The organism is Desulfosporosinus sp. (assembly GCF_014237355.1).
Taxonomy (GTDB): domain Bacteria; phylum Bacillota; class Desulfitobacteriia; order Desulfitobacteriales; family Desulfitobacteriaceae; genus Desulfosporosinus.
Map to the genome: position 1 here is coordinate 42,352 of NZ_JABZFS010000023.1, position 21,962 is coordinate 64,313.

The following is a 21,962-nucleotide window of genomic DNA, read 5'->3' on the forward strand; positions in this document are numbered from 1 at the left end:
CTTGGCATAGGTATTGCAATTAGGCTAGGTAAGGACGGCCCTTAATCTAATTAAAATGAAAGTGAGTTTAGGTCATGAAGCAGGTTATGTCTAAATTAGATGGTATATTAGAAAAGGCAACAATGGAGGTCCCCTTAGGGAGAGAGGAACTCCTGTTTTTGTTAGGGTTGTCTGAACAAGAAGACCTTATTAAAGTGTTTAAAACAGCTAGGTTTCTACGGACTCGCTACTTTAAGGACAAAGTATTCATCTATGGCTTTGTTTATTTCTCTACCTATTGCCGGAACGAATGTTCTTTTTGCTTATATCGTAAGTCGAATTTATCTTTGGCACGTTACCGTAAAACTGATTCGGAGATTATGGAGACCGCTATGAGTCTTGTGAAATCAGGGGTACATTTGCTTGACTTGACTATGGGTGAAGATCCCTTCTATTATGATAATCCAAAGCTAGGATTTGATAACTTAATAAAAATTGTGAAACTGATTAAAACACGCTCTGATATCCCAATAATGATTTCCATGGGTGTTATTCCAGAGGATATTCTTAAAGATTTCAAGGATGCAGGTGTTGATTGGTATGCCACTTATCAAGAAACCCATGCGCAGGATTTATTCCATAAACTAAGACTAGGACAGAACTTCGCTGAACGGATGGAACGAAAAAAGTTAGCTCGGAAAATGGGATTTCTTATAGAGGAAGGATTGCTGACCGGAGTAGGAGATACAGACGAAGATTTGGTTGATTCTCTGGAAGAAATGAAGACTTTAGAGGCGGACCAACTTCGGGTGATGAGCTTTGTTCCTCAGAAGAACACGCCTATGCAAAAGTTTCCGTCTGTACCTCGTCAAAGGGAGATGTTAATTATTGCAGTGATGCGTATAGTTTTTCCAGATCGCTTGATCCCGGCCTCATTGGATGTTGATGGCTTAAATGGTTTAGCAGAGCGTCTCAACGCGGGAGCAAACGTAGTAACTTCGGTTATACCCCCTCAATCTGGCTTAGCTGGAGTATCGAATCAATCTTTAGATATCAAAGATGGTAACCGAACGGTGAGTAAAATTCTCCCCGTTTTAGAACAGTGTGGATTGATCAGAGCGAGCCGTGAAGAATATGCTGAGTGGATTTTGCACCATAAGATTCGTTAATCCTAGGAAGGAGTATGGTATGCGGGTAGTAATTGTAGGTGGAAAACTTCAAGGATTGGAAGCAGCCTATCTGGCGAAGAAGGCTGGCTGGGAAGTTATTTTGGTCGATAAAAAAACGAATGTACCTGCTGCCGAGGTTTGTGATCAATTTTACCTCTTCGATGTAACAAAAGTTGTTGAGTGGATTCCATTTTTGAGAGAAATTGATCTTATCATACCCGCTTTAGAGAATTTGGAAGCCTTGGACAGCCTTGTTCGGAGTGCAAATTATGCTGGTGTACCCATTATCTTTGACGAGAATGCTTATAGGATATCCTCATCAAAGATCAATTCTAACGCTATGTTTGCTGAAACAGGAGTCCCATCTCCAGTCTCTTGGCCAGAATGTGGTTTTCCTATTATTGTGAAGCCTTCTGAGGCAAGCGGTAGTGAAGGAGTCGTTAAAATAGATAGTGCTCTGGAATTCAAGCGTTTATTTGCTGAAGAGGATTTAACGAACTGGGTTATCGAGGAGTATTTAGACGGACCCTCCTATTCATTAGAGGTGATCGGTTTCTCGGGAGTTTACAAGGTATTGAAAATCACAGAGCTTCATATGGACGAGAGTTATGACTGTAAACGTGTAGTAGGTTCGGTGATGCTGTCAGACGAACTTAGAGAGGAATTTGAACAGATCGGTCTGGGTTTAGCTCATAGCCTCAGATTAAATGGAATCATGGACATCGAAACAATACTCCATCAGGGACAGTTAAAGGTCTTAGAAATAGATGCCAGACTTCCTAGTCAAACCCCCATAGCAGTTTATCATTCTACTGGGATAAATATGTTGAAAATCCTCGGAGAAGCGTTTGTACAAGGTAAGCCTTGGCATGCCTTTGACGTCTCTGAAAAGCGTGGCGTGATATGTGAACACATCCATGTCAGGGATAATCTCCTAGAAGTATCTGGCGAACATGTAATGACTGACCACGGGCCGCTCCGTCATTATACGGATTTCTTTGGTGCAGATGAAGCAGTAACTAGTTATCTTCCAGGAAAAACAGAGTGGGTGGCAACTCTGATTATTACCGAGAAGGACTGCCAAGCAGCGTGGAATAAACGCAATAGTGTAATTCAAGAGATCCAGAAGGAATTCGGGATTAGACATTACCAGGATAGGTATTAGGTGATCGAAACCAGCGACGGATTAATTAGGGAGTGATTAGATTGACTCGACTTAAACAGAACGACGTAATTATGATTCCGACTGCACTAGAGGAATATAATGCTGAGTTAGTGAGAATTACAGGTTGCTCGTTACGGGAAATCGCTGCTCATGCAGCAGGTAAGGGAGCTAGCGAAGCTAGCACTCTCAAACCGAGGGTTGCAGTGATTCCAATGACCTGTGGGCAAGGTATTATCGAAGGTTTTGTAGAATCTGTAGCGAGTATCATATGTTTTCTAGGATTTGATGCTGTTATTACAAAGAGTCGGGATGCAGGTGGTTTGGCTGAGGCAGTACAGAATGGCTCAGAGATTTTATTTATGGCGGATGATGATCGTTTTGTGGCCATTAACCTGAGAACTGGTAAGGTATCTGACAATGGAGATGCCACTGGCAAGGGGTATGTATCTGGCTTATTTCATATGTGCGACGGATTAGAAAGTAAGAACGTATTGGTGTTCGGGGCTGGCCCTGTAGGCAGTAGTGCAGCGCTAGCCTTAAAACGCTTTGGGGCGGAGGTTTCAATATATGATATTGATTTGTCAGCAAGCCGTTTATTATCTAAGAAGTTAATGAACCAGGGGTATGCCATAAAAGTGGAGACTGACTTAAACGAGGCCTTGGGGAGTCATAACATTTTGGTGGATGCCTGTCCATCAGCAGATTTTATCATGCCGCAGCACATCTCAGAGGATACGATGATTGCAGCCCCTGGTATTCCTTTAGGCGTCCAGGCGGCAGGCTTAGCCAAACTATCAAACCAATTGCTTCATGATCCTTTACAAATAGGAGTAGCTACTATGATTTTTGATGTTTTGGAATGTTCTCCTTGAGTTGAGACGCGCATTTGACTAGAATCGCTGAAATTAAGGTTAGAATGGAGTTGTAAGAATGACTGTTGATTCTGCCAAAAAGAAGCGATATTATCGCAAAAATATTGACTTTTTCAAGTTTGTAGAAAAGCTTAAGTTATGGCCTTCCAGAAGTGGAATACTTCATGGTGTTAAAAGCATGACAATCAGAGGAAATACTGCTGAGATTACTACCCATTGCAATGAGAAATTTCAAATATATAATTCCAAGCATAGTCGTGCTGCTCGTTGCCTTAGAAATAAATTATTTTTTCATGCCTGTACTACGTGCAAAATACCTGACTGGAAATTAAAGAAATATGCGGTAACCTACGTTAATCAAAACTATGGTTCCCGTTTGTAGGAAACGAATTAATTTAAGAGAAAAGGATCTCTCCAATAGGTTTTTCTGAATATAAGGACGCTTCTCCATAGAAATGTTAAGTTTTTATGGAGAAGCGTCCTTTTTCTTCGGAGCCAACAGGGACGATGGCTTTAGGTTTAGTCGAACCAATGAAAATATTCATAATTAGGTAATGAAAATTTTCATTGGCAAATTAAACAGAGCTGTTACCTAAAAAATCTGAATATTTAAAAATATTTTGTTCTTGAGTGATGAAAAAAATCATTAGTTAAATGTAAGATTTTTTCTGATAATTAGATCATCAGCCAAAAAACTACTTGGCATAACTTTTGCACTACAGAATATTGTGAAAGTTTAGAACAATATCAGCTTAAAATTCTTATAAGGAGGCAAATGAATGAGCGAATTTTACACTAGATATGGTGATGGTTCTCCGACGAGAGTAAGCGCAGATGAGATGCGCCGCGATCTTGAAGTGGGAACCAATGATGCAGCGGATCGTGGCAAAATCCCAGCGCTTAGCCAAAGCGAGCTTGATCATCTTTTTGATATTTGTACGAGACCGGATAAGACGGTGAGTGTAGAGCGAGGAAACGAAGTCGTTGTAACCTTTGATGCAGGAACGTTAAAGCTGCCGATTCGGGCAGGCGTTCCCATGGATCGGTCATCTGCGATCTTGACCCACGAACGGGCATTTTGTTCGGATACGATGGAGTTAGCTCATGTTGACTATAGTTATAAACAACTGAAAGCAATTATTCACGAAGAGACGGCAGCAATGGAGCACGTCCAACTTAATACTATAATACCTATCTTTTATGGGGCTATGCCAAACCTTGGCCTTTATACAAAGCCGGATGGTCCTATTGAAAACTGGTCTGAACTGCTTCCGCTAGCGAAAATATCTGAAGCCAAAGCGGCTCAAGAAGAAGCAATGGAGCATGCCATTAAAGATATGGTCTATGTTGCTAGTCGTATGTATGAGGCTGGGGCAGACGGGATTAACTTTGACACAGTAGGGGCTTCGGGGGATGCTGATGTTCTAGCATCCTTGAAGGCGGTTGAAATTCTTAAGAACAAATACCCGGATATTGCCATTGAGTTTGGAATGTCTGGAGAGTTTATCCTCGGTATGCATGGAGATTTGTTCTTTGACGGAAAGCGCTTAGCAGGACTCTATCCTCATCAACAGGTAAAAGTGGCGGAAAAAGCTGGCGCAACAATATTTGGGGCAGTCATAAATACGAATAGCAGCAGGACATTTGCCTGGAATCTGGCGCGTACCGTTACCTTCGTTAAGGCTTGTACTGAAGCAGCCAGTATACCAGTACATGTGAACGTTGGTATGGGAGTAGGAGCTATTCCTAATTCTAATACCCCGGCAGTAGATGCTGTATCAAGGGCAGATAAGGCTCTGGTAGAGATTGGTAAGGCCGACGGATTATAGATAGGTCATGGCGATCCTTATGGTATGGCTATAACACATGAGACGTCTGCGGGCATGGGCGGAATACGGACTGCCGGAGATCTGGTAGCACGTATGCAAATGGCTAAAGGCATGAAAATTAAAGAAGCAAAAGAATACGTTGCCGGTAAACTAGGAATTTCAACTTTCGAACTATGTGACGAGGCCGTCATGCAGGAGATCAGAGAAAGCTTAGATATCGGTCACGTTCAAGCACGTGATGGAGCCTCAATTGGAATCCAGGCTAAATTTAATATTGCAAAACTATTAGGTATAGATATTAGGTCAGTAGAAAACTTCAAACGGCTAACTGGATTGAAATGATCGAAATCAGGAGTCAAACAAAAAGGAGGTTTAACCTTTGAGTATTGAAGATATTTTTTTAGAGGCTAGGGAGACTATCTTGCAATGTGATCAAGAAAGGGCAGTAAGATTAGCAGAGCGTGCCCTTGCAGAAGGATACGATCCAGTTGAAGTTATTAGTTCAGGATTTAGCTACGGGATTAGACAAATGGGAGAGCTCTTTGGAAGAGGAGAAGTTTTCCTTCCTCAATTAATTATGTCATCTGAAGTGATGAAGGCAGCAGTCCAGATTTTAGATGCAGCCATTATTCAGGGTGAGACAACTCAATATAAAGGAACCATTGTAATTGCTACGGTTGAAGGGGATGTACACGACATTGGCAAGGGAATTGTGGTATCACTCCTAAAAACTCAGGGTATTCAAGTCTATGATATGGGCCGGGATGTGTCCAACGTCAAAATAATCGAAAAAGCTCTGGAAGTTAAAGCTGACATTATTGGTACTAGTGCTTTGCTTACGACTACTTTAATGAGTCAGAAAAAGCTTGAGGATGAGCTTCGCAAAAACGGACTGCGTGACCAGTTCAAGACGATGGTAGGCGGCGCTCCTGCAACCCAACGTTGGGCGGACAGAATCGGTGCAGACGCTTATGCAGAAGATGCGGCAGAAGCAGTAACAAAGGCGCTTTTGCTCTTGAATAGAACCTAAAGTTAACAAATTAACGGAATCTGTGGAGGTGAGTGTGATTGAAAAGGAACTTATTTGCCGGAGCAAGCCGACAAGAGGGAATAGGGCTTAATATGTTTACAGAGGACGAACTGTATGCCATCCATTGTTCCACTTTAGATGTTCTGAAAAATACCGGTATTAGGGTGGAGAGTGAAGACGCTAGGGAGATCTTCGCCAACGGAGGAGCTGTCGTCGACAATAAATCACACATGGTTAAGTTTCCAGCGCACCTAGTTGAAGACTCCATTCGTTCTGCCCCTAGTACCATTTTCCTAGCAGGCAGAAATCCTAAAAATGACATAATTTTAGAAGCTAACCGGGTAGGTTTTACGAATTTCGGTGAGGGCATCCGTGTTATTGATCCTTTCACTAAAGAGTATCGAAAAACGACCAAGCAGGACGTTGCTAATACTGCTCTTATCTGTGACGCCATGAGCGAAATCGATGTTTACGAAAGAGCGGTAGCCGCTCAAGATGAAAATGCCAAGGTGGGCTCACTACATGAAGCGGAAGCCTACTTTACTAATACTTCAAAGCATTGCTTCTCAGGCGCGAGTAATGGCAAAAACTTCAAGAAAATTGTAGAGATGGCTGCTGCTATCGTTGGAGGTATGGATAAGTTAAGAGAACGACCCATTTATAGTACGATCGTTTGTCCGACCAGCCCTTTACAGTTGGTTACTGATTGTACAGAAGTTATTACTGAGGCTGCTAAGGCGGGTATCGCAGTCAACATTCTGTCTATGGCAATGGCAGGTGGATCTTCACCTGTCACGTTAGCTGGAACATTAGTTACTCATAATGCTGAAGTTTTGAGCGGTATTGTCTTAAGTCAGCTAACAGTTAAAGGGGCTCCCGTAATTTATGGTAGTTCAACAACGATTATGGATTTGAAATATACCACAGCCCCTGTCGGATCGCCTGAATTAGGAATGATTAATGCGGGTGTGGCCAAATTAGCCCAATATTACTTGTTACCGAGCTGGGTAGCCGGCGGATAGGCAGATAGTAAAGTACCCGATGCTCAAGCTGCCCACGAAAAAACCATAACGGGATTAATGGCTGCTCTAGGTGGAGCAAACTTAATCTATGGTTTGGGTATGCTTGAACTCGGCATTACCTTTGATTTTGCTCAGTTAGTCATGGACAATGAAATGGCTAAAATGATTAAAAAAGCTGTCTCGGGAATTTCGGTGACTGAAGAGACTTTGGCGGTGGATGTCATTAAGCAGGTAGGTGCCGGCGGTGAGTTCGTGACCAGTGATCATACGTTCCAACATTTTAAGACAGCACACTCTCAGACAAAATTAATCGACAGAAGAATGCGCGACACGTGGTTAGGCCTGGGCGGCAAGGATTTTACTGAAAGAGCATATGAAGTAGCAATTTCTATCCTAGAAAACCATAAGCCAGACCCGTTGCCGGCTGGAGCAGCAGAGAAAATTCGGGAGATTGTGGAACAAGCAGAAAAAGAGTACGGAATTAATAAATAACCTCGAGCAATCTAGCCCCCCACTTCTAGCAGTGGGGGTGGGTTCTTCGGACACTGAATAGGGGGCGTTAGGAATGGCAAATGAAGAACTTCTCAAGAATATTACCGAAGCAGTGGTTGAGGGAGAACCTGAACTGGTGGTGGAATTGACGGAAACTGCCATCAGTGAAGGGATCGAACCCATAATGATTCTTAATGAAGCACTAACGAAAGGGATTACAATCGTTGGTGACTATTTTGGTTCTGGACATTATTATTTGCCGGATCTTCTATTAGGAGCTAAAGCTATGGATGCAGGTGTCAAGAAACTAGAACCTTTGTTGGTAGGAACGGTACGTGAGTTTTATGGCAAGGTTTTAATGGGGACAGTTCAAGGGGACTTACATGAGATTGGCAAAAATATTGTCGGGATGATGCTTAAAACCTCGGGTTTTGAAGTCATAGATCTGGGAACTGATGTACCAGCCAGCAAATTTGTTGAAAAGGTAAAGGAGCTCAAACCTGACATCCTGGGCATATCGGCCTTACTAACAACAACCATTGGCAGGCAAAAGGAGATCATTGAGCTTTTACTCGAAGAGGGGCTAAGGGATCAGGTTAAAGTGATCATTGGTGGAGCTCCGATCAATGGAGCTTGGGCAGATAAGATTGGGGCTGACGGTTATGCAGAGGATGCTTTAAGTTCTGTTGTAATCGCTAAAAAACTTGTCGGTAGAGCTTAAAGCAATAGGAGGAAAGAGATGAGATTCGAGCTTTTAGCGGAATATGAATTATCTCAAATACATGAAGCGAGCTTGAAAGTCCTAGAGACAATAGGAATTCATACTACATCTGAGCGCTTTAAGAAGTTACTACTGGATAATGGTTGTAAAGAGGAAAAAGGTAGAATCCTTTTTCCACGCCATGTTATTAGTAACGCCCTTAAAACAGTTCCGAGGGAATTTAAACTCTATGGCAGGAACAACTCACCTGTTTTGGAAATTGGGAAAGAGAAAGCTTATTGCCAAACCTGTGTAGGCACTCCATCGATGATGGATCTCGAAACGTGCGAAAAGCGGGATGCCACAGTAAAAGATCTTGAAGAGTATACAAGGTTGGCGGATTCATTAGAGTTTATCAATATTATTTCTCCTATTTTCCCAAGAGATGTCCCCCAAGAAATAATCTTAACATTTGAAACGGCAACCCTTCTGAGAAATACTTCGAAACCATTAAGTATTTGTATTGAGTCTTCGCGTGAATTGCCCTACATTCTTGAATTATTAGCCTTAGCTGCAGGAGGAAAAGAGGCTTTGAGGGAAAAGCCGATTGCAATGCTTCCTGTATCTCCTTTGAGTCCACTCGAATATGGCTATGATCCAGCGGAGGCTCTAATAGACGTTGTCGAAGCGGGATTACCTTTAGGAGTCGAACCTTGTCCAATGATGGGCTCAACTGCACCAATGACAGTGGCTGGTATTGCGGTTCAGCATAATGCCGAGATTTTAGCAGGGGTTATTGCAAGTCAACTGATAAAGCCTGGAGCTCCTGTAACAATGTCCTCCAGAGCAACGTTTATGGATATGCGTTCTGGAGTTGGTTTATGGGCTATGCCAGAAATGGGCTTGGCAGGAGCAGTCATGAATCAACTGGCTAAGTTCTATGGTATTCCCTCTGCGCCAGGCGGATTCTGCGGCGCTTCAAAGATTGCCGATTCGCAGAGCGGATACGAACATTTATATAATGCACTAATGGAAGCTTTAATAGGGAGTGATATCATTGGTTCGGCTGGATCGTTAGACAATGCCCTAACTTCGTGCTACGCCATGTTAGTTATTGATAATGAATTGTCATCCGTGGTTCAAAGGACGATAAAGGGAGTTGAAGTGACGGAGGAAAAGTTAGCAGTCAATGTTATAGCCGAGGTCATCGAAACTCAGAGTAATTTCTTAGAACATAAACACACTCGAAAACATTTAAGGGCTGGTGAACTATGGGTTCCATCCCTTGGTGATAGGCAAACTTACGAAAAGTGGGCGGACAAAGGGGAAAGAATTGAAGATAAAGCTCGTAGAATCGCTAAAGAGTTAATTTCGAACCATCCAGGTTTAACGACCAGTGCTGAAGTAGATGCTCAATTCGAAAGAGTACTTGAACGAGCCCGTAAAACAGAAATAGGAAGTTAATAAAGCTTATTAAAAGGGGGTGAAGCTAGTGAAGTTTGAATTATTCTCAGATGGCCAACTAGAGAAGGTCCATGAAGCAAGCCTGGAAATTTTAAAATCACTTGGCATTCATACCAGTTCAAAACGGCTAAAGGAATTATTGTTAGAGCGTGGATGCCGGGAGAAAAACGGGAGAATTGTTTTTTCTCAAGATGTTGTTGACACGGCTCTTAAAACGGTTCCTTCCAGATGCCAAATTTACGGCCGCAGTGATAAATATACCGTTGAGATGGGTTCCAATAAGGCTTATTCTCAAACCTGTGTGGGAACCCCTTCAATTATTGATATTGACACAGGGGAAAAAAGAGATGCTAACCTTAAGGATTTAGAAGACTTTACTAGATTGGCAGACGCTTTAGAATTTATTAATATTGTCTCGCCAATTTTTCCTAGGGACGTTCCCCAGGAAGCCATCGTCTCGGTTGAGACTGCAGCTATGCTGCGTAATACAACTAAACCTCTTCGCATTACGGCAGAATCTTCCCACGAAATGAAATACATTCTTGAGCTGTTGAGTGCGGTCGCTGGAGGGAGAGAGAATTTAAGAAAGAGGCCCCTGGCTTATATTGAAGTATCTCCGATTAGTCCGCTAGAATACGGTTTTGACCCTGCTGAAGCAATGATCGATATTTTAGAAGCCGGATTGCCCTTGGGAATTGTACCCTGTCCCATGATGGGTTCAACAGGACCAATGACCTTAGTTGGCACCGTGGCCCAACATAATGCCGAAATTTTGGCTGGAGTTGTTGCCAGTCAACTCTTAAAACCGGGTAGCCCAGTGATTATGTCACCGCGTGTTACATTCATGGATATGCGTTCGGGAGTAGGCCTTTGGGCAATGCCAGAAATGGGTCTTGCCGCCGCCGCGTCGGTCCAACTTGCGCGTTTTTACGGGATACCTTCTACGGCAACCGGTTTCTCGGGTGCATCTAAAATTGCCGATGCCCAGAGCGGTTACGAACACTTATATAATGCCCTGATGCCTGCTTTAATTGGGACAGACATTCTCGCCGCTGCGGGTTCTTTAGAAAATGTCCTGACATCATGTTTTGCTATGTTGGTTATTGACAATGAGCTTGCTTCAGTTATTCAGCGGACGGTTAGAGGAATCGAAGTTTCTGAAGACAAATTGGCTGTTAATGTTATTGCCGAAGTTATCAACTCCCAAAGTAATTTTCTTGAACATAAGCATACCCGAAAACATCTGAGAGCTGGCGAACTGTGGACACCGGTCCTTAGTGACAGGCAAACCTATGAGAAATGGGCCTTAAGCAAAGAAACGATCGAAGAAAAAGCTAGGGTTAAGGCTAAAGAATTACTTGCAACCCACCAGGCTGAGCCTATAAGTCAGGAAGTAAATGCTGAAATTGATAAAATCTTAAAAAGAGCTCAAGAACATAATCCGCATTAGAAGGACTAATCTCGATTTTCTCGAGAGCCTAATATGAGGAGGGATTTCCTAGTGAGTAAGTTTAACGAATTAGCAGATGCAGTGATTAACGGTAATTCCGCAAAGGTTAAAGAAATTACCATAGAAATGATCAACAACAAGGTAGACCCCCTGCGTATCATTAACGAGGGTCTTATATCCGGAATGAATGTGGTCGGTGTCAGGTTTAAGGCTGAAGATATGTACGTTCCGGAAGTGATGATGTCAGCAAAATCCATGGCTATTGGCATGGAGTTGATTAAGCCACTTATCTCAGAAACGGATATGCCCTCGGCAGGGACCATCGTCATAGGAACGGTTAAAGGGGATCTACACGACATTGGCAAGAGCCTAGTTTGTATGATCCTGGAAAGTGGCGGTTTTAAAGTGATTAATCTTGGAACGGACATATCACCTGAAATGTTTGTTCAAGCGGTTAGGGAGCATAAGCCACATATTGTTGGTTTGTCAGCTCTTTTGACGACAACTATGTTAAATATGAAAAGTACCATTGAACTATTAATAGAAGAGGGTTTAAGAGATGGACTAAAAGTGATAATAGGGGGAGCACCCGTATACCAGAGTTTTGCTGACGAAATTGGAGCAGATGGTTACGGAGCAGATGCCATGGCAGCTAAGGAGTTATGTTTACAGCTTGTTGGATAATATTTCAGTGGTTAACTGTGACCTAGAACATTAAGAGGAGGACTGAACGTGTTAATAATCGGGGAATTAATTAATACTAGTAGGAAGTTAATCAGCGAAGCGGTTGAGAAAAAGGATGCTGACTATATTAAAAGAATTGCTATTGATCAAGTTGAGGCCGGGGCAAATTATATTGATATCAACTGTGGCACAATGATTTTCGATGAAGTAGAGACCATGGAATGGCTGGTTAATACTGTTCAAGAAGTTGTTCAAGTGCCTTTATGTATAGACAGCCCCAATCCCAAAGCAATAGAAGCAGGATTAAAAATCGCGCGTAACAGTAACGGGAAACCCCTTATTAACTCTATTACTGGTGAAAACGAACGTTACTCAGAGATTCTCCCATTAGTACTAAACTATAAGACCAAGGTTGTAGCTCTTTGTATGGACGATAACGGGATGCCTGAGACGGCCGAGGACAGGATGGCTGTAGCCCAAAACCTCTATCAAAGACTAATAGAGGCCGGAGTTTCTGAAGACGATATTTATTTTGATCCCCTTGTCAAACCAGTAAGTACGGGGGATAAAGCAGGGCTGGAAGTCCTTGATACAATAAAGCTAATAAAAGAAAACTATCCAAACGTTCACATGGTTTGTGGGTTAAGTAACGTTTCCTTCGGTCTTCCGAACCGAAAAGTTCTTAATCAATTGTTTATGATTCAAACCATGACAATGGGGATGGATAGTTATATATTAAACCCACTTGACAAAAGTATGATGGGCGCTGTTCAGGGTTCACAGACTTTGTTGGGAAAAGATTCATATTGTACAGGTTATCTTAATGCCCATCGTAAGAGGCTCTATGAATAAGGCTCAGTCCAAATATAGTTGTTGTTCTCGGTTACGTGTTAGTGACTATTTTGCTTTTTGTATTCTATTTCCCTATGAAAATCACATAGAGAAATAGTAGCGCTAATTAATATCTGATAATTATGAATAGTAAAACAATAACCAAGAAAAATTGCTTGTTGCTACAGGTAACTATCAGAATGAAATGAAACATGGAATGAGGTGATTAAGTAGAGAGGTAACATAACAAAAAGCTTATATGTAAAATAGCTAAACAAATTAGCTTATAAGGAGGAAGATTAATGGGAAAACCACAACTGGACCATAAAGTATTTTGGCCTGCTTTTATCGTGATTTTTGGTATATCATTAGCCATTATTACAAATCGCGAAGCTGGTACGGAAATTGTAAATGCAGCTTTAGCCTGGGCGACCTATAAACTAGACTGGCTCTTCCAGACAGGGACCTTTTTGGTATTTGTTTTCCTAATGTGGGTGGCGTTTGGTCGATATGGCAACGTGAAATTAGGTGGACCTGACGACAAGCCCGAATTTTCTACGATAACCTGGATAGGAATGCTATTTTGTGCCGGAGTGGGCTCCAGTCTGATTTATTGGTCAGTAGCTGAGCCGCTCTACTATCTGCAAGGGCCACCTTTTGGTATCGCCGTAGGTTCGCCAGAGGCAGCCCAATGGGCCATTACCTATGGTATGTTCCACTGGGGATTTAGTGCATGGGCCTTGTATGCTATCCCAGCTTTGCCAATTGCCTATGCCTATTACGTTCGTAAGGATACAATACTTAGGGCCAGTACTGCATGCAGGCCTATCCTAGGCAATAAAATAGATGGCTGGCTGGGTAAGGTCATCGATATTTTAGTTATGTTTGGTATCGTTGGTGGTTTTGGCACCTCTTTGGGCCTTGGGGTTCCCTTGTTGGCGGAAGCAGCTTCTAGTTTGTTTGGTTTGCAACAGTCCATGGGCTTAAATATGGCAATCCTAGCAATTTGGACGTTGATCTTTGGTTTTAGCGTTTATACCGGACTTTATAAAGGAATCAAGGTCTTAAGCAATATCAATGTTTATCTTGCTTTGGCTATGTTAGTTTTAATTCTATTAGCTGGACCAACTGTTTTTATCTTGTCAGTATTCACAGATAGCATAGGGGTGTTATTTAATAACTTCTTCCGCATGAGTTTTTATACCGACCCCATTGCTAAGAGTGGATTCCCCCAGTCATGGACTGTCTTTTATTGGGCATGGTGGGTTGCCCTAGCACCTTATATGGGCTTATTCGTCGCAAGAATTTCTAAGGGACGAACTTTAAAGCAATTAATCGTTGCAGAGCTGCTTTGGGGGACTTTAGGCTGCTGGGCTTTCTTTGGAGTCGTAGGTGGTTATACTTTGCACCTTGAATTTAACAAAATATTACCATTATCCACTCTTTTGTCAGAGAGCGGAGGGCCTGCAACCATTATAGCGGTTCTTAATACACTACCCATGCCTCAGGTGGTTTTAGTTTTATTCCTGTTGTTGGAATTTGTGTTCCTAGCTACCTGTTTGGATTCCTCGGCCTATGTGTGTGCTTCAATGGCGACTAAGAATCTGGCAGAAAATGAACAACCTGCTCGCTGGAACAGGATCGTCTGGGCATTAGCTTTAGCCGCAGTAGGCGTAGCGATTCTTTCTCTAGGTGGTTTAAGTGCCATTCAAACATCCTCTGTAGTCGCTGCGGTTCCGCTAATATTAGTTCTGGTAATTTTAACCATGTCCTTCATGAAAATGCTTCGTGAAGACCATGGAGTTGAGTGTAAACCTAAAGAAATAACCTTCAAGTCGTCAGGAAGAAATAATAATATATCCGCTAAATAGTAGATAAAAGCATCTAAACAGGCGTACTTTAGAAGCCTGCCAGGAAACTGGCAGGCTTCTAAAAATACTGTTAAAATAAAAAGTGTATTCTTTACACCTCTAACGTGGAACTAATCTTCACTAATGGTTTCACAAAACATTGTGCAAATTTTCTAGAAAACAAACAAAAGTAGAAATAGAAGGGTAGGAGGAACGACAGTGGATCTTAATTCGCTTGAGTCAGCAAATGTATGGAGATACCTTGGTATAAAAATTATGCATGATTCTGAGGGGCGCGCTGGTGTTCATGTGAAAGATTCAGAAAACTTGCGCCAGGTATATGGGGCCATGCATGGGGGAATCATCTCAACCGCCGTGGATGCAGCGGCAGGAGTGGTTGTTAATAAGTGCATTGGCAGGGATTATGCAGCTTCAACAGTAGAATTGAAAGTTAATTATTTGTTACCTGTAGTTAACTCAGACATATTTGCCTATGCCAAGATTGTAAAAAGAGGAAAGCAGCTCATTGTGACAACAGTGGAAGTCTTTGACGATCTGTCTAATGTTGTGGCTATCGGGATTGTTACATATATGGTAAAGTCGAAAGGCTAGTTACTACACCACATGTTAGGGTAACTAAAAGATTGGTAAAACTACTGCCTGATAAGTGGAGGGGTAATTTGTGCCAAAAGAATTAACACACTGGCATATCGCTCGCGAAGCTTTGCAAAGAGGAATCCCTATAGAGGTTGGGGGGATCATAGCGAGCAATCCTGCACTTTATTATATTGGTGCCGTTGCTCACGACATTGGGTTTTATGATTTATCCAAACCCTCTGAAGCCAACATTGAGCGTCTGGCAAACCAGTTACATGGGGTTAATGGTGAGGACACGTTAGTCCCGCTTATTGAAATCTTAGAGTCGGCACTTCGTCAGAGTAATAAACAGGCCTCTTTAGCCTTTATACTAGGCATGTTAACACATTTTGTCGTGGATAGTATCTTTCACCCAATGGTTTACTATATGAGCGGAAATTATTTTGCGGATAACCCTGAAGAACGAGGTAAAGCGGTTTTTAGGCATCGCTTGTTGGAGACAGCTATTGATCTTTGGTTACAGACTTTCGATCCTATAGAATATCCAGTAGATTTGAACCATTTATGGAGTGAGGCAGGCGAACAAGGGCCTCAAGTTATTAAACTACTAGTCACATACTACACTCATCAAGGAGATAAAAGCACACAAGTCCATTTTAAGAAAGCATGGCGCAATCATCGCTTTCTGCAGAATGCTTTTAGTTGGTCATTCCCTTGTCGGATATTAGCTCATTATCGTCGTCATGGGTATCCAGCGGTTGAAAAACTAGAAGCTTTATTTTACTCACAGCCATTAAATTTATCCTATTTGAATGAAACTCTATATTGGAGGCACCCTGTAACCGGCGAAGGGAATAAAATGACCTTAAAGGAGCTTTATAATTTAAGTATTAAGAAGGTCATCAAACTATTTAATCTACTTGGGGTGCATTCAGTCGAAGATTGGCCGGTTCTCCTCCAAGAGCTGCCACCACTATCCCTTGACAGCGGATTATCGTATGTACCAGTCAAGAATATGAAGTATTTCGCCACGGAGCCCATTGAACACAAATTAAGGGTATGATATAACAATAGGAAACTCCGAGAATTATCTCGGAGTTTCCGTTTGGTTCATGTCGTTAAAATGATATACTAGAAGAAAACAGACCAAAGATTAAGGTTAGAGAACTATAGACAATCTTATTGAGGATAGGTACTGCTTGGTGTGGGATCGTTCATCATATCCATCTCGTCTTCGTCTTCATAACAATCACACCCGCGTGATACAATAGAAAAACCATACCTTTCTGATTTGCGTCCAAGTAAAAAGGCTATAACAAGACTAAGCAGAAACAACATTCCATGGCCGTGATAGTGTCTTTGATGAAAAAACATTTAAATCCCTCCTTCAGTTTTAGAATTACCGTTGTAGATAAGATTCATCCCGGAAATTTAAGGGAAAAATTAGGGGGTTAAACAGTCGTTATGCGTTACGATATCATATTGTGGGATCTTGACGGAACCCTGACAGATCCAAAGGAAGGGATTACCCGCTCAGTTCAATTCGCTCTAAAACAGTTGAATTATCCTATTCCAGAAGCAGATGACCTCGATTGGGTCATTGGACCACCTTTGAAAGAGAGTTTTAAACTATTACTTCAAAGTACAGATGATAATCTGCTAACCCAAGCGGTCCTGTTGTATAGGGAGAGATTCCAGGAGTTAGGACTCTATGAAAATTTCGTTTACCCCGGAATTGCGGAATTACTCTTTAAGTTAAAAAAACAAGGTTGTAAGAATTTATTAGCGACTTCAAAACCTAGAGTCTTTGCAGAGAAGATCCTCCAGCATTTTTCGCTACAGGAGTATTTTGATGTTATTATGGGAAGTGAGTTAAGTGGCCAATTTGTGGAGAAAGACGCTTTAATAGGGGAAGTTTTGAAGAAAGCGCCCACTAATTTGCGGTCTAGAACCGTTATGGTAGGAGACCGCAAGTATGATGTTGAAGGCGCTAGGGCCAACCAGATTGATGTTATTTCTGTCGGATATGGATATGGGACCATTGAAGAGTTACAGGATGCAAAACCAGATTTTATAGTGTCCAGCGTAAAGGATTTAGAGAGATTACTTTTCAATTAAACATATATGGCTACAGGGACACTTGGCCGTCACGGCGCCTTGCCATCACGGCATCTAGCCATCCATGGCGATGCACTAACCTCGAACGTCCATGTTCGAGTCATGGCGGCGCACTAACCTCAACCGTCCTTGGTTGAGTCATGGCCTGCGGTCCCTTCTCGACATCCTTGGCTACAGGGACACTTGGCCGTCCATGGCCTGCGGATACCGGACTGCGGCGTCTAAATAAACATAATTTTCGTCTCTTTCTTGACGTACCATGCCTACGATACCGTTATCCTTTGCTTTTTCTAGGTATTGATGGACAACGTATTGGTAAGCACGTTCATCCCAGGGATCCATAAAATCAGAAACTGTATTGAAATAGGTTTCTATGGGGATTTTAAGATAATGGTGATAAATTTGTAAGGTCATATCCGGTGAATGCATAAGAATTCCCCCTTTAAGGGTTAGTCTAGGAAAAAAATCAGAGAAATATGTGTCCAACCGAGGAAGAAGGTGAGTGGCTATGGAGAAGCTAGAGATAAATTTAGAAAATAGTGAGAGTCCACCACCAAATAGACGATTAAACTGGGTAGATTTAGCGTTAGTTTTGGGTGGAGTTGGGGGCATATATTTCGTTTTGGCGTTTGGAACGTTCTGGTTAATGGAGCAGTGGCCGCATGAACGTGTCTTAATGTATTTAAATGCGTTTATGACTCAGTTAGCGTTTGGGTTATTAATCTGGACACTAAAAAAAGTCCGTCATTGGAAATGGGCGGATTTTGGCTGGCAGGGTGTTCCACTCAAAACGATTCTGGCAAAGGTCTTGTCCCTATACATAATTACTTGGGTCATTAATATAGTTTATCTCTTTGCCCTATTTAACTATGGTTTTAATCCTCCAGAAACGGATGTTTACTCGAAGTTATTAGGAAATGTCACCTGGTACACATTAATCCTTAATTTACTTTTAGCAGGTGTTTTAGCTCCCATTGTGGAAGAAACATTATTCCGGGGAGTTATCTTCGGCAGTTTACAAGCCTATTTTGGAAAATGGACAGCAGCAGTTATTAGTGCCGTAATCTTTTCCGCTCTTCATTTTCAAGCATATGGATTTTTCCCGCGCTTTGTTTTAGGAATGGTTCTTGTCTATCTTTATGATAGATATAAATCCCTCTATCCCTCGGTTGCCTTACATGCATTAAATAATATTGTGGCTACATTGATTGCGGCTAGCGTAATAATTGAATAAAAGGAGCAGTATAAGATGAAGAAAAGGCAACATCAAGCATTACAGATTGCTCTAGATGGTCCTGCAGGCGCAGGGAAAAGCACCGTTGCCAAGATTGTAGCAAACCGGCTACAGCTATTTTATGTAGATACAGGGGCGATGTACCGGGCAATCGCTTATAAAGCCCTTAAAAAGGGAGCCTCAATGGATGATGAGGCCACAGTAAGCCAAATTGCGAAGCGAACAGAGGTTGTTCTAGATCATTCTGAAGCACGGCGCATCTGGTGTGATGGAGAAGATGTTACCCAGGAAATTCGGTGTCCAGAAGTATCCCGGGCTGTTCCTGTCGTGGCAGCCTATCCTAAGATTAGAGAACGTTTAGTGGAACTTCAACGTATGGAGGCTAAACGCGGTGGAGTCGTTATGGATGGACGAGATATTGGCACGCATGTATTGCCGGAAGCGGATCTAAAAATTTTCTTAACAGCCACTCCTGAGGAACGCGCAAAGCGACGGTGGATAGAGCTAAAAAAGGCAGGAAAAGATATTAGCTTTCAAGAAGTAGCTCAAGATATGATACAACGTGACCGTGTTGATACAGAGCGTGAAGTTTCTCCCCTTAAGCCTGCTAAAGATGCAATCATTCTTGACACGACGGGGTTAAGTGTAGAAGAGTTGGTAGCTAAAATTTTAGTCTTGGCGGAGGAGGTTATTAAGGATGACACTATATAGTTTTTTAAAAAAAGTATTTCGTTTACAATTTCGTTTAATGAAATGGACTGTGATAGGCGAAGAGAATATGCCGACAACGGGCCCGGTTATTCTTGCTATTAACCATGTCAGTATTTGGGATCCTGTTGTGGCAGCTTGTAGTGTTCCGCGCCAGGTCTCCTTTATGGCTAAAGAAGAACTGTTTTCAATACCTGTTTTAGGGGGAATTTTTTCTAAGCTTGGAGCATTTCCTGTGAAACGTGGACAGGGGGATATGAATGCAATTCGGCAATCTTTGACAATATTAAAGGGAGGAGGCGTACTAGGGCTTTTTCCGGAAGGAACACGCTCCAAGACCGGTGAAATTCAGAAGGGTATGCCGGGAATGGTTTTGCTTATGGAAAAAAGCCAAGCCTCTATCGTCCCAGTTAAGGTGAGGGGAACTTCGAACATGTTCACAAAAGGCTGGGGGAGAATTTCTGTTGTCGTTGGCAAACCACTAACCAATCAAATGCTTAAGCCTCCTGAAGGTGTGGAAAAACGTCGAGAATGGATTGCTGATCGAATTATGCAGGCTATGATTGAATTACCAGAAGCTAAGTAACCTTTAGCTTTAGTTAAATAATTGCACTTGAGACATTCCTACTTCGTTCCTAAATTAACTCAACATATTGCAGGAATTTTAGAGGACAACAGAGAATTAGTTCTTTACAATTTTTAGGGAGGTCCTAGGTTTTGAAAGTCAAACGCGCAGCAAAAGCTGGGTTTTGCTTTGGCGTAAAGCGCGCTCTTGATATGGCTGAACGAACGTCGGAAACGTCACATGCTGTATCACTTGGGCCGCTCATCCACAATCAACAGGTTGTGAAACGCTTAGCAGAACGTGGAATTCAAGTTGTTGAAGATTTGGACGAGCTAACAAGCCAACAAGCCTTAATTATCCGGTCCCATGGTGTAGCACCGAAGGTCTATCAAGGGGCTGAAAATAAAGGTATTCAAGTGGTAGATGCTACTTGTCCTTTTGTACAGAAAGCTCAACGATTGGCAGCTGAGTCTGCTAAGAAGGGGCAACAGGTCATCGTAATGGGAGACAAGCATCATCCTGAGGTGCAGGGAATCCTCGGGTGGGCTGGTGAACAGGCAATACCGATCCAGACAGTTGAGGAAGCCAAACAACTACCGTTTTATCCTCATTTAGCTGTTTTGGCCCAAACAACACAACTAGCCGAGAATTTTGCAGGGATTGTCAATGAATTGAAATCACATACAGACAACCTAATCGTCCATAATACCATTTGTAATGCCACGGCGGAACGACAAAAAGTTGCCCGTGAATTAGCTGAAACGGTAGATGTTATGGTGGTTGTTGGTGGGCGAAATAGTGCTAACACCCGGAAACTAGCAAGTATCTGTGCAGAACGCACAAAAACATATTTAATTGAGACTGCAGATGAATTAGAAAACGTTTGGTTTGAAGAAGCTAACGGTGCTGGCTTGACCGCAGGTGCTTCTACGCCAGATTGGATAATCGAGGAGGTTTTTAACAAAATGACAGAAATGAATGAGCAAGAAATGGATATGGCAACTTGGTTTGATAGTTGTCCAGAACTTCATCAGGGCACTAAAGTTACTGGTACTGTAGTGAAAATTACAAGGGAAGAAGTCTTTGTAGATATTGGTTGGAAATGTGAAGGTGTTATTCCCATCAATGAGTTGGCAGTGTCAAGAAAAACGCGCCCTGAGGACGCAGTTGAGATTGGGGACGAAATTAGTGCTGTCGTTATTCGAGTGGAGAACGAGGAAGGGCATACAGTTCTTTCAAAACGAAAAGCTGATGAAGAAGGCGCTAAGGATCGACTAGAAAAAATAGCAGAGACTAAGGAAGAAATACAGGCCAAAGTTGTAGAAGTCGTAAAGGGCGGTTTAGTGGTCGATGTGGGTTTACGTGGTTTTGTTCCAGCATCCCAAATTCAACCGGGATATGTTGAAGATCTGGATCAGTTTTTAGGACAGACCCTGCGCTTAAGGATGATTGATTATGATCCTGCCAAGCGGAAAGTGGTTCTTTCGCAAAAAGTTATTTTAGAAGAAGAGAGAGCGATTAAGCGTAAGCAATTACTAGAAACCCTTAAAGAGGGTGACGTGGTTGCCGGAACCGTCCGACGCATGGCTGACTTCGGTGTTTTTGTTGATATTGGCGGGTTAGATGGACTGCTTCACATTTCAGATATGGCTTATACTCGACTTAAGCATCCCTCGGACATGCTTAAGATAGGGGATGAAGTGGAAGTTCAAGTATTAAAGCTCGACCAACAAACCGGGAAAGTTTCCTTAGGACTGAAACAACTAAAAGAAAGTCCCTGGGAAAAGGCCGCTGTAAACTTCCCAGTTGGCGGTGTTGTGAATGGTAAAGTGGTGCGCATCACTCCCTTTGGTGCCTTTGTGGGACTTGGAGAAGGAGTCGATGGGTTGGTTCATATTTCCCAATTAGCGGATCACCGTGTTAATAAAGTAGAAGATGTGGTTAAAGTTGGGGATATGGTATCTGCTAAAGTTATTGATTGTAAGCCAGAGGAAAAACGAATCAGTTTAAGTATTCGGGAGGCTATTGCCGAATCAACTAAAGAAATTGATCAGGAAGCCCTGGCTTCCCAATCAGACATTAAACCAGTAACCATCGGAGATGCAGTAGGAAACGACCTTCCCCAAGAGTCGTGAACTTCTTTGGTGTTAAATTGTGATCAAATTTAAATGACTTCCTGCCTCAACCGCAGGAAGTCATTTTA

Annotated in this window: 20 protein-coding genes and 2 pseudogenes; 20 read left to right on the forward strand and 2 right to left on the reverse strand. The window is 42.3% G+C overall.

Annotated features, from left to right (window positions below; translation table 11 throughout):
- Window positions 1-86 precede the first annotated feature (86 nt).
- The 15 genes and pseudogenes from pylB to HGJ98_RS05595 all read left to right on the forward strand — a co-directional run bounded on the left by pylB (window position 87) and on the right by HGJ98_RS05595 (window position 16,197).
- Window positions 87-1,148 carry a methylornithine synthase PylB gene (gene pylB, locus HGJ98_RS05525; RefSeq protein WP_291350063.1) on the forward strand — a complete coding sequence of 354 codons (1,062 nt, stop codon included), beginning with the start codon at window positions 87-89 and terminating at the stop codon, window positions 1,146-1,148.
- A 19-nt stretch (window positions 1,149-1,167) separates the two neighbouring features.
- Window positions 1,168-2,313: a 3-methylornithine--L-lysine ligase PylC gene (gene pylC, locus HGJ98_RS05530; RefSeq protein ID WP_291350064.1), complete on the forward strand. Its 1,146-nt coding sequence runs from the start codon at window positions 1,168-1,170 to the stop codon at window positions 2,311-2,313.
- 41 nt (window positions 2,314-2,354) lie between these two features.
- Window positions 2,355-3,185: a 3-methylornithyl-N6-L-lysine dehydrogenase PylD gene (gene pylD / locus HGJ98_RS05535; RefSeq protein ID WP_291350065.1), complete on the forward strand. Its 831-nt coding sequence runs from the start codon at window positions 2,355-2,357 to the stop codon at window positions 3,183-3,185.
- 58 nt (window positions 3,186-3,243) lie between these two features.
- Window positions 3,244-3,567, forward strand: coding sequence for a pyrrolysine--tRNA(Pyl) ligase small subunit (gene pylSn / locus HGJ98_RS05540; RefSeq protein ID WP_291350066.1), 324 nt, complete (start codon window positions 3,244-3,246; stop codon window positions 3,565-3,567).
- Window positions 3,568-3,964: 397 nt separating this feature from the next.
- A pseudogene (gene mtbB, locus HGJ98_RS05545) lies at window positions 3,965-5,356 on the forward strand ([dimethylamine--corrinoid protein] Co-methyltransferase).
- A 37-nt stretch (window positions 5,357-5,393) separates the two neighbouring features.
- The gene (locus HGJ98_RS05550; protein ID WP_291350067.1) at window positions 5,394-6,044 is read left to right on the forward strand and encodes a methyltransferase cognate corrinoid protein; all 651 of its coding nucleotides are present in this window, start codon (window positions 5,394-5,396) and stop codon (window positions 6,042-6,044) included.
- 92 nt (window positions 6,045-6,136) lie between these two features.
- Window positions 6,137-7,558 (forward strand): annotated as a pseudogene (locus tag HGJ98_RS05555) (trimethylamine methyltransferase family protein).
- Between the two features lie 73 nt (window positions 7,559-7,631).
- Entirely contained in the window at window positions 7,632-8,279 is a 648-nt protein-coding gene (locus tag HGJ98_RS05560; RefSeq protein ID WP_291350068.1) for a corrinoid protein, read from the forward strand.
- A gap of 18 nt (window positions 8,280-8,297) precedes the next feature.
- Window positions 8,298-9,722, forward strand: coding sequence for a trimethylamine methyltransferase family protein (locus HGJ98_RS05565; RefSeq protein ID WP_291350069.1), 1,425 nt, complete (start codon window positions 8,298-8,300; stop codon window positions 9,720-9,722).
- Between the two features lie 28 nt (window positions 9,723-9,750).
- Window positions 9,751-11,172 carry a trimethylamine methyltransferase family protein gene (locus HGJ98_RS05570; RefSeq protein ID WP_291350070.1) on the forward strand — a complete coding sequence of 474 codons (1,422 nt, stop codon included), beginning with the start codon at window positions 9,751-9,753 and terminating at the stop codon, window positions 11,170-11,172.
- 51 nt (window positions 11,173-11,223) lie between these two features.
- Entirely contained in the window at window positions 11,224-11,856 is a 633-nt protein-coding gene (locus tag HGJ98_RS05575; RefSeq protein ID WP_291350071.1) for a B12-binding domain-containing protein, read from the forward strand.
- 48 nt (window positions 11,857-11,904) lie between these two features.
- Window positions 11,905-12,708, forward strand: coding sequence for a methyltetrahydrofolate cobalamin methyltransferase (locus HGJ98_RS05580; protein WP_291350072.1), 804 nt, complete (start codon window positions 11,905-11,907; stop codon window positions 12,706-12,708).
- A 281-nt stretch (window positions 12,709-12,989) separates the two neighbouring features.
- Window positions 12,990-14,558 carry a BCCT family transporter gene (locus tag HGJ98_RS05585; RefSeq protein WP_291350073.1) on the forward strand — a complete coding sequence of 523 codons (1,569 nt, stop codon included), beginning with the start codon at window positions 12,990-12,992 and terminating at the stop codon, window positions 14,556-14,558.
- A gap of 198 nt (window positions 14,559-14,756) precedes the next feature.
- Window positions 14,757-15,149, forward strand: a complete 393-nt coding sequence (locus HGJ98_RS05590; protein ID WP_291350074.1) for a PaaI family thioesterase — start codon at window positions 14,757-14,759, stop codon at window positions 15,147-15,149.
- 70 nt (window positions 15,150-15,219) lie between these two features.
- The gene (locus tag HGJ98_RS05595; RefSeq protein WP_291350075.1) at window positions 15,220-16,197 is read left to right on the forward strand and encodes a zinc dependent phospholipase C family protein; all 978 of its coding nucleotides are present in this window, start codon (window positions 15,220-15,222) and stop codon (window positions 16,195-16,197) included.
- Between the two features lie 116 nt (window positions 16,198-16,313).
- Here HGJ98_RS05595 and HGJ98_RS05600 read toward each other — a convergent pair whose 3' ends face one another.
- On the reverse strand, window positions 16,314-16,508 hold the full coding sequence (locus tag HGJ98_RS05600; RefSeq protein WP_291350076.1) for a hypothetical protein: 195 nt from the start codon (window positions 16,506-16,508) through the stop codon (window positions 16,314-16,316).
- Between the two features lie 90 nt (window positions 16,509-16,598).
- Here HGJ98_RS05600 and HGJ98_RS05605 point away from each other — a divergent pair, with 90 nt between their 5' ends.
- Window positions 16,599-17,252: an HAD hydrolase-like protein gene (locus tag HGJ98_RS05605; protein WP_291350077.1), complete on the forward strand. Its 654-nt coding sequence runs from the start codon at window positions 16,599-16,601 to the stop codon at window positions 17,250-17,252.
- Between the two features lie 171 nt (window positions 17,253-17,423).
- On the opposite strand, the gene HGJ98_RS05610 is transcribed toward HGJ98_RS05605, so the two are convergent.
- Window positions 17,424-17,681: a hypothetical protein gene (locus HGJ98_RS05610; RefSeq protein WP_291350078.1), complete on the reverse strand. Its 258-nt coding sequence runs from the start codon at window positions 17,679-17,681 to the stop codon at window positions 17,424-17,426.
- 79 nt (window positions 17,682-17,760) lie between these two features.
- Between HGJ98_RS05610 and HGJ98_RS05615 the strand changes: the two genes are divergently transcribed.
- From HGJ98_RS05615 to HGJ98_RS05630, 4 genes are all read left to right on the forward strand, one after another.
- The gene (locus HGJ98_RS05615; RefSeq protein WP_291350127.1) at window positions 17,761-18,486 is read left to right on the forward strand and encodes a type II CAAX endopeptidase family protein; all 726 of its coding nucleotides are present in this window, start codon (window positions 17,761-17,763) and stop codon (window positions 18,484-18,486) included.
- 15 nt (window positions 18,487-18,501) lie between these two features.
- On the forward strand, window positions 18,502-19,197 hold the full coding sequence (gene cmk, locus HGJ98_RS05620) for a (d)CMP kinase (RefSeq protein WP_291350079.1): 696 nt from the start codon (window positions 18,502-18,504) through the stop codon (window positions 19,195-19,197).
- Window positions 19,184-19,780 (forward strand): 1-acyl-sn-glycerol-3-phosphate acyltransferase, encoded by a 597-nt coding sequence (locus HGJ98_RS05625; RefSeq protein ID WP_291350080.1) that lies wholly within the window; start codon window positions 19,184-19,186, stop codon window positions 19,778-19,780. Before cmk ends, HGJ98_RS05625 begins: the two co-directional genes overlap by 14 nt.
- A gap of 131 nt (window positions 19,781-19,911) precedes the next feature.
- On the forward strand, window positions 19,912-21,894 hold the full coding sequence (locus HGJ98_RS05630; protein WP_291350081.1) for a bifunctional 4-hydroxy-3-methylbut-2-enyl diphosphate reductase/30S ribosomal protein S1: 1,983 nt from the start codon (window positions 19,912-19,914) through the stop codon (window positions 21,892-21,894).
- The last annotated feature ends 68 nt before the right edge of the window (window positions 21,895-21,962 follow it).

What these genes read in the sequence shown, in the direction of transcription:
- pylB (WP_291350063.1), top strand. Translation starts at nt 87, where the DNA reads ATGTCTAAATTAGATGGTATATTAGAAAAGGCAACAATGGAGGTCCCC.
- pylC (WP_291350064.1), top strand. Translation starts at nt 1,168, where the DNA reads ATGCGGGTAGTAATTGTAGGTGGAAAACTTCAAGGATTGGAAGCAGCC.
- pylSn (WP_291350066.1), top strand. Translation starts at nt 3,244, where the DNA reads ATGACTGTTGATTCTGCCAAAAAGAAGCGATATTATCGCAAAAATATT.
- HGJ98_RS05560 (WP_291350068.1), top strand. Translation starts at nt 7,632, where the DNA reads ATGGCAAATGAAGAACTTCTCAAGAATATTACCGAAGCAGTGGTTGAG.
- HGJ98_RS05565 (WP_291350069.1), top strand. Translation starts at nt 8,298, where the DNA reads ATGAGATTCGAGCTTTTAGCGGAATATGAATTATCTCAAATACATGAA.
- HGJ98_RS05585 (WP_291350073.1), top strand. Translation starts at nt 12,990, where the DNA reads ATGGGAAAACCACAACTGGACCATAAAGTATTTTGGCCTGCTTTTATC.
- HGJ98_RS05600 (WP_291350076.1), bottom strand. Translation starts at nt 16,508, where the DNA reads ATGTTTTTTCATCAAAGACACTATCACGGCCATGGAATGTTGTTTCTG.
- HGJ98_RS05605 (WP_291350077.1), top strand. Translation starts at nt 16,599, where the DNA reads ATGCGTTACGATATCATATTGTGGGATCTTGACGGAACCCTGACAGAT.
- HGJ98_RS05610 (WP_291350078.1), bottom strand. Translation starts at nt 17,681, where the DNA reads ATGCATTCACCGGATATGACCTTACAAATTTATCACCATTATCTTAAA.
- HGJ98_RS05615 (WP_291350127.1), top strand. Translation starts at nt 17,761, where the DNA reads ATGGAGAAGCTAGAGATAAATTTAGAAAATAGTGAGAGTCCACCACCA.
- cmk (WP_291350079.1), top strand. Translation starts at nt 18,502, where the DNA reads ATGAAGAAAAGGCAACATCAAGCATTACAGATTGCTCTAGATGGTCCT.
- HGJ98_RS05625 (WP_291350080.1), top strand. Translation starts at nt 19,184, where the DNA reads ATGACACTATATAGTTTTTTAAAAAAAGTATTTCGTTTACAATTTCGT.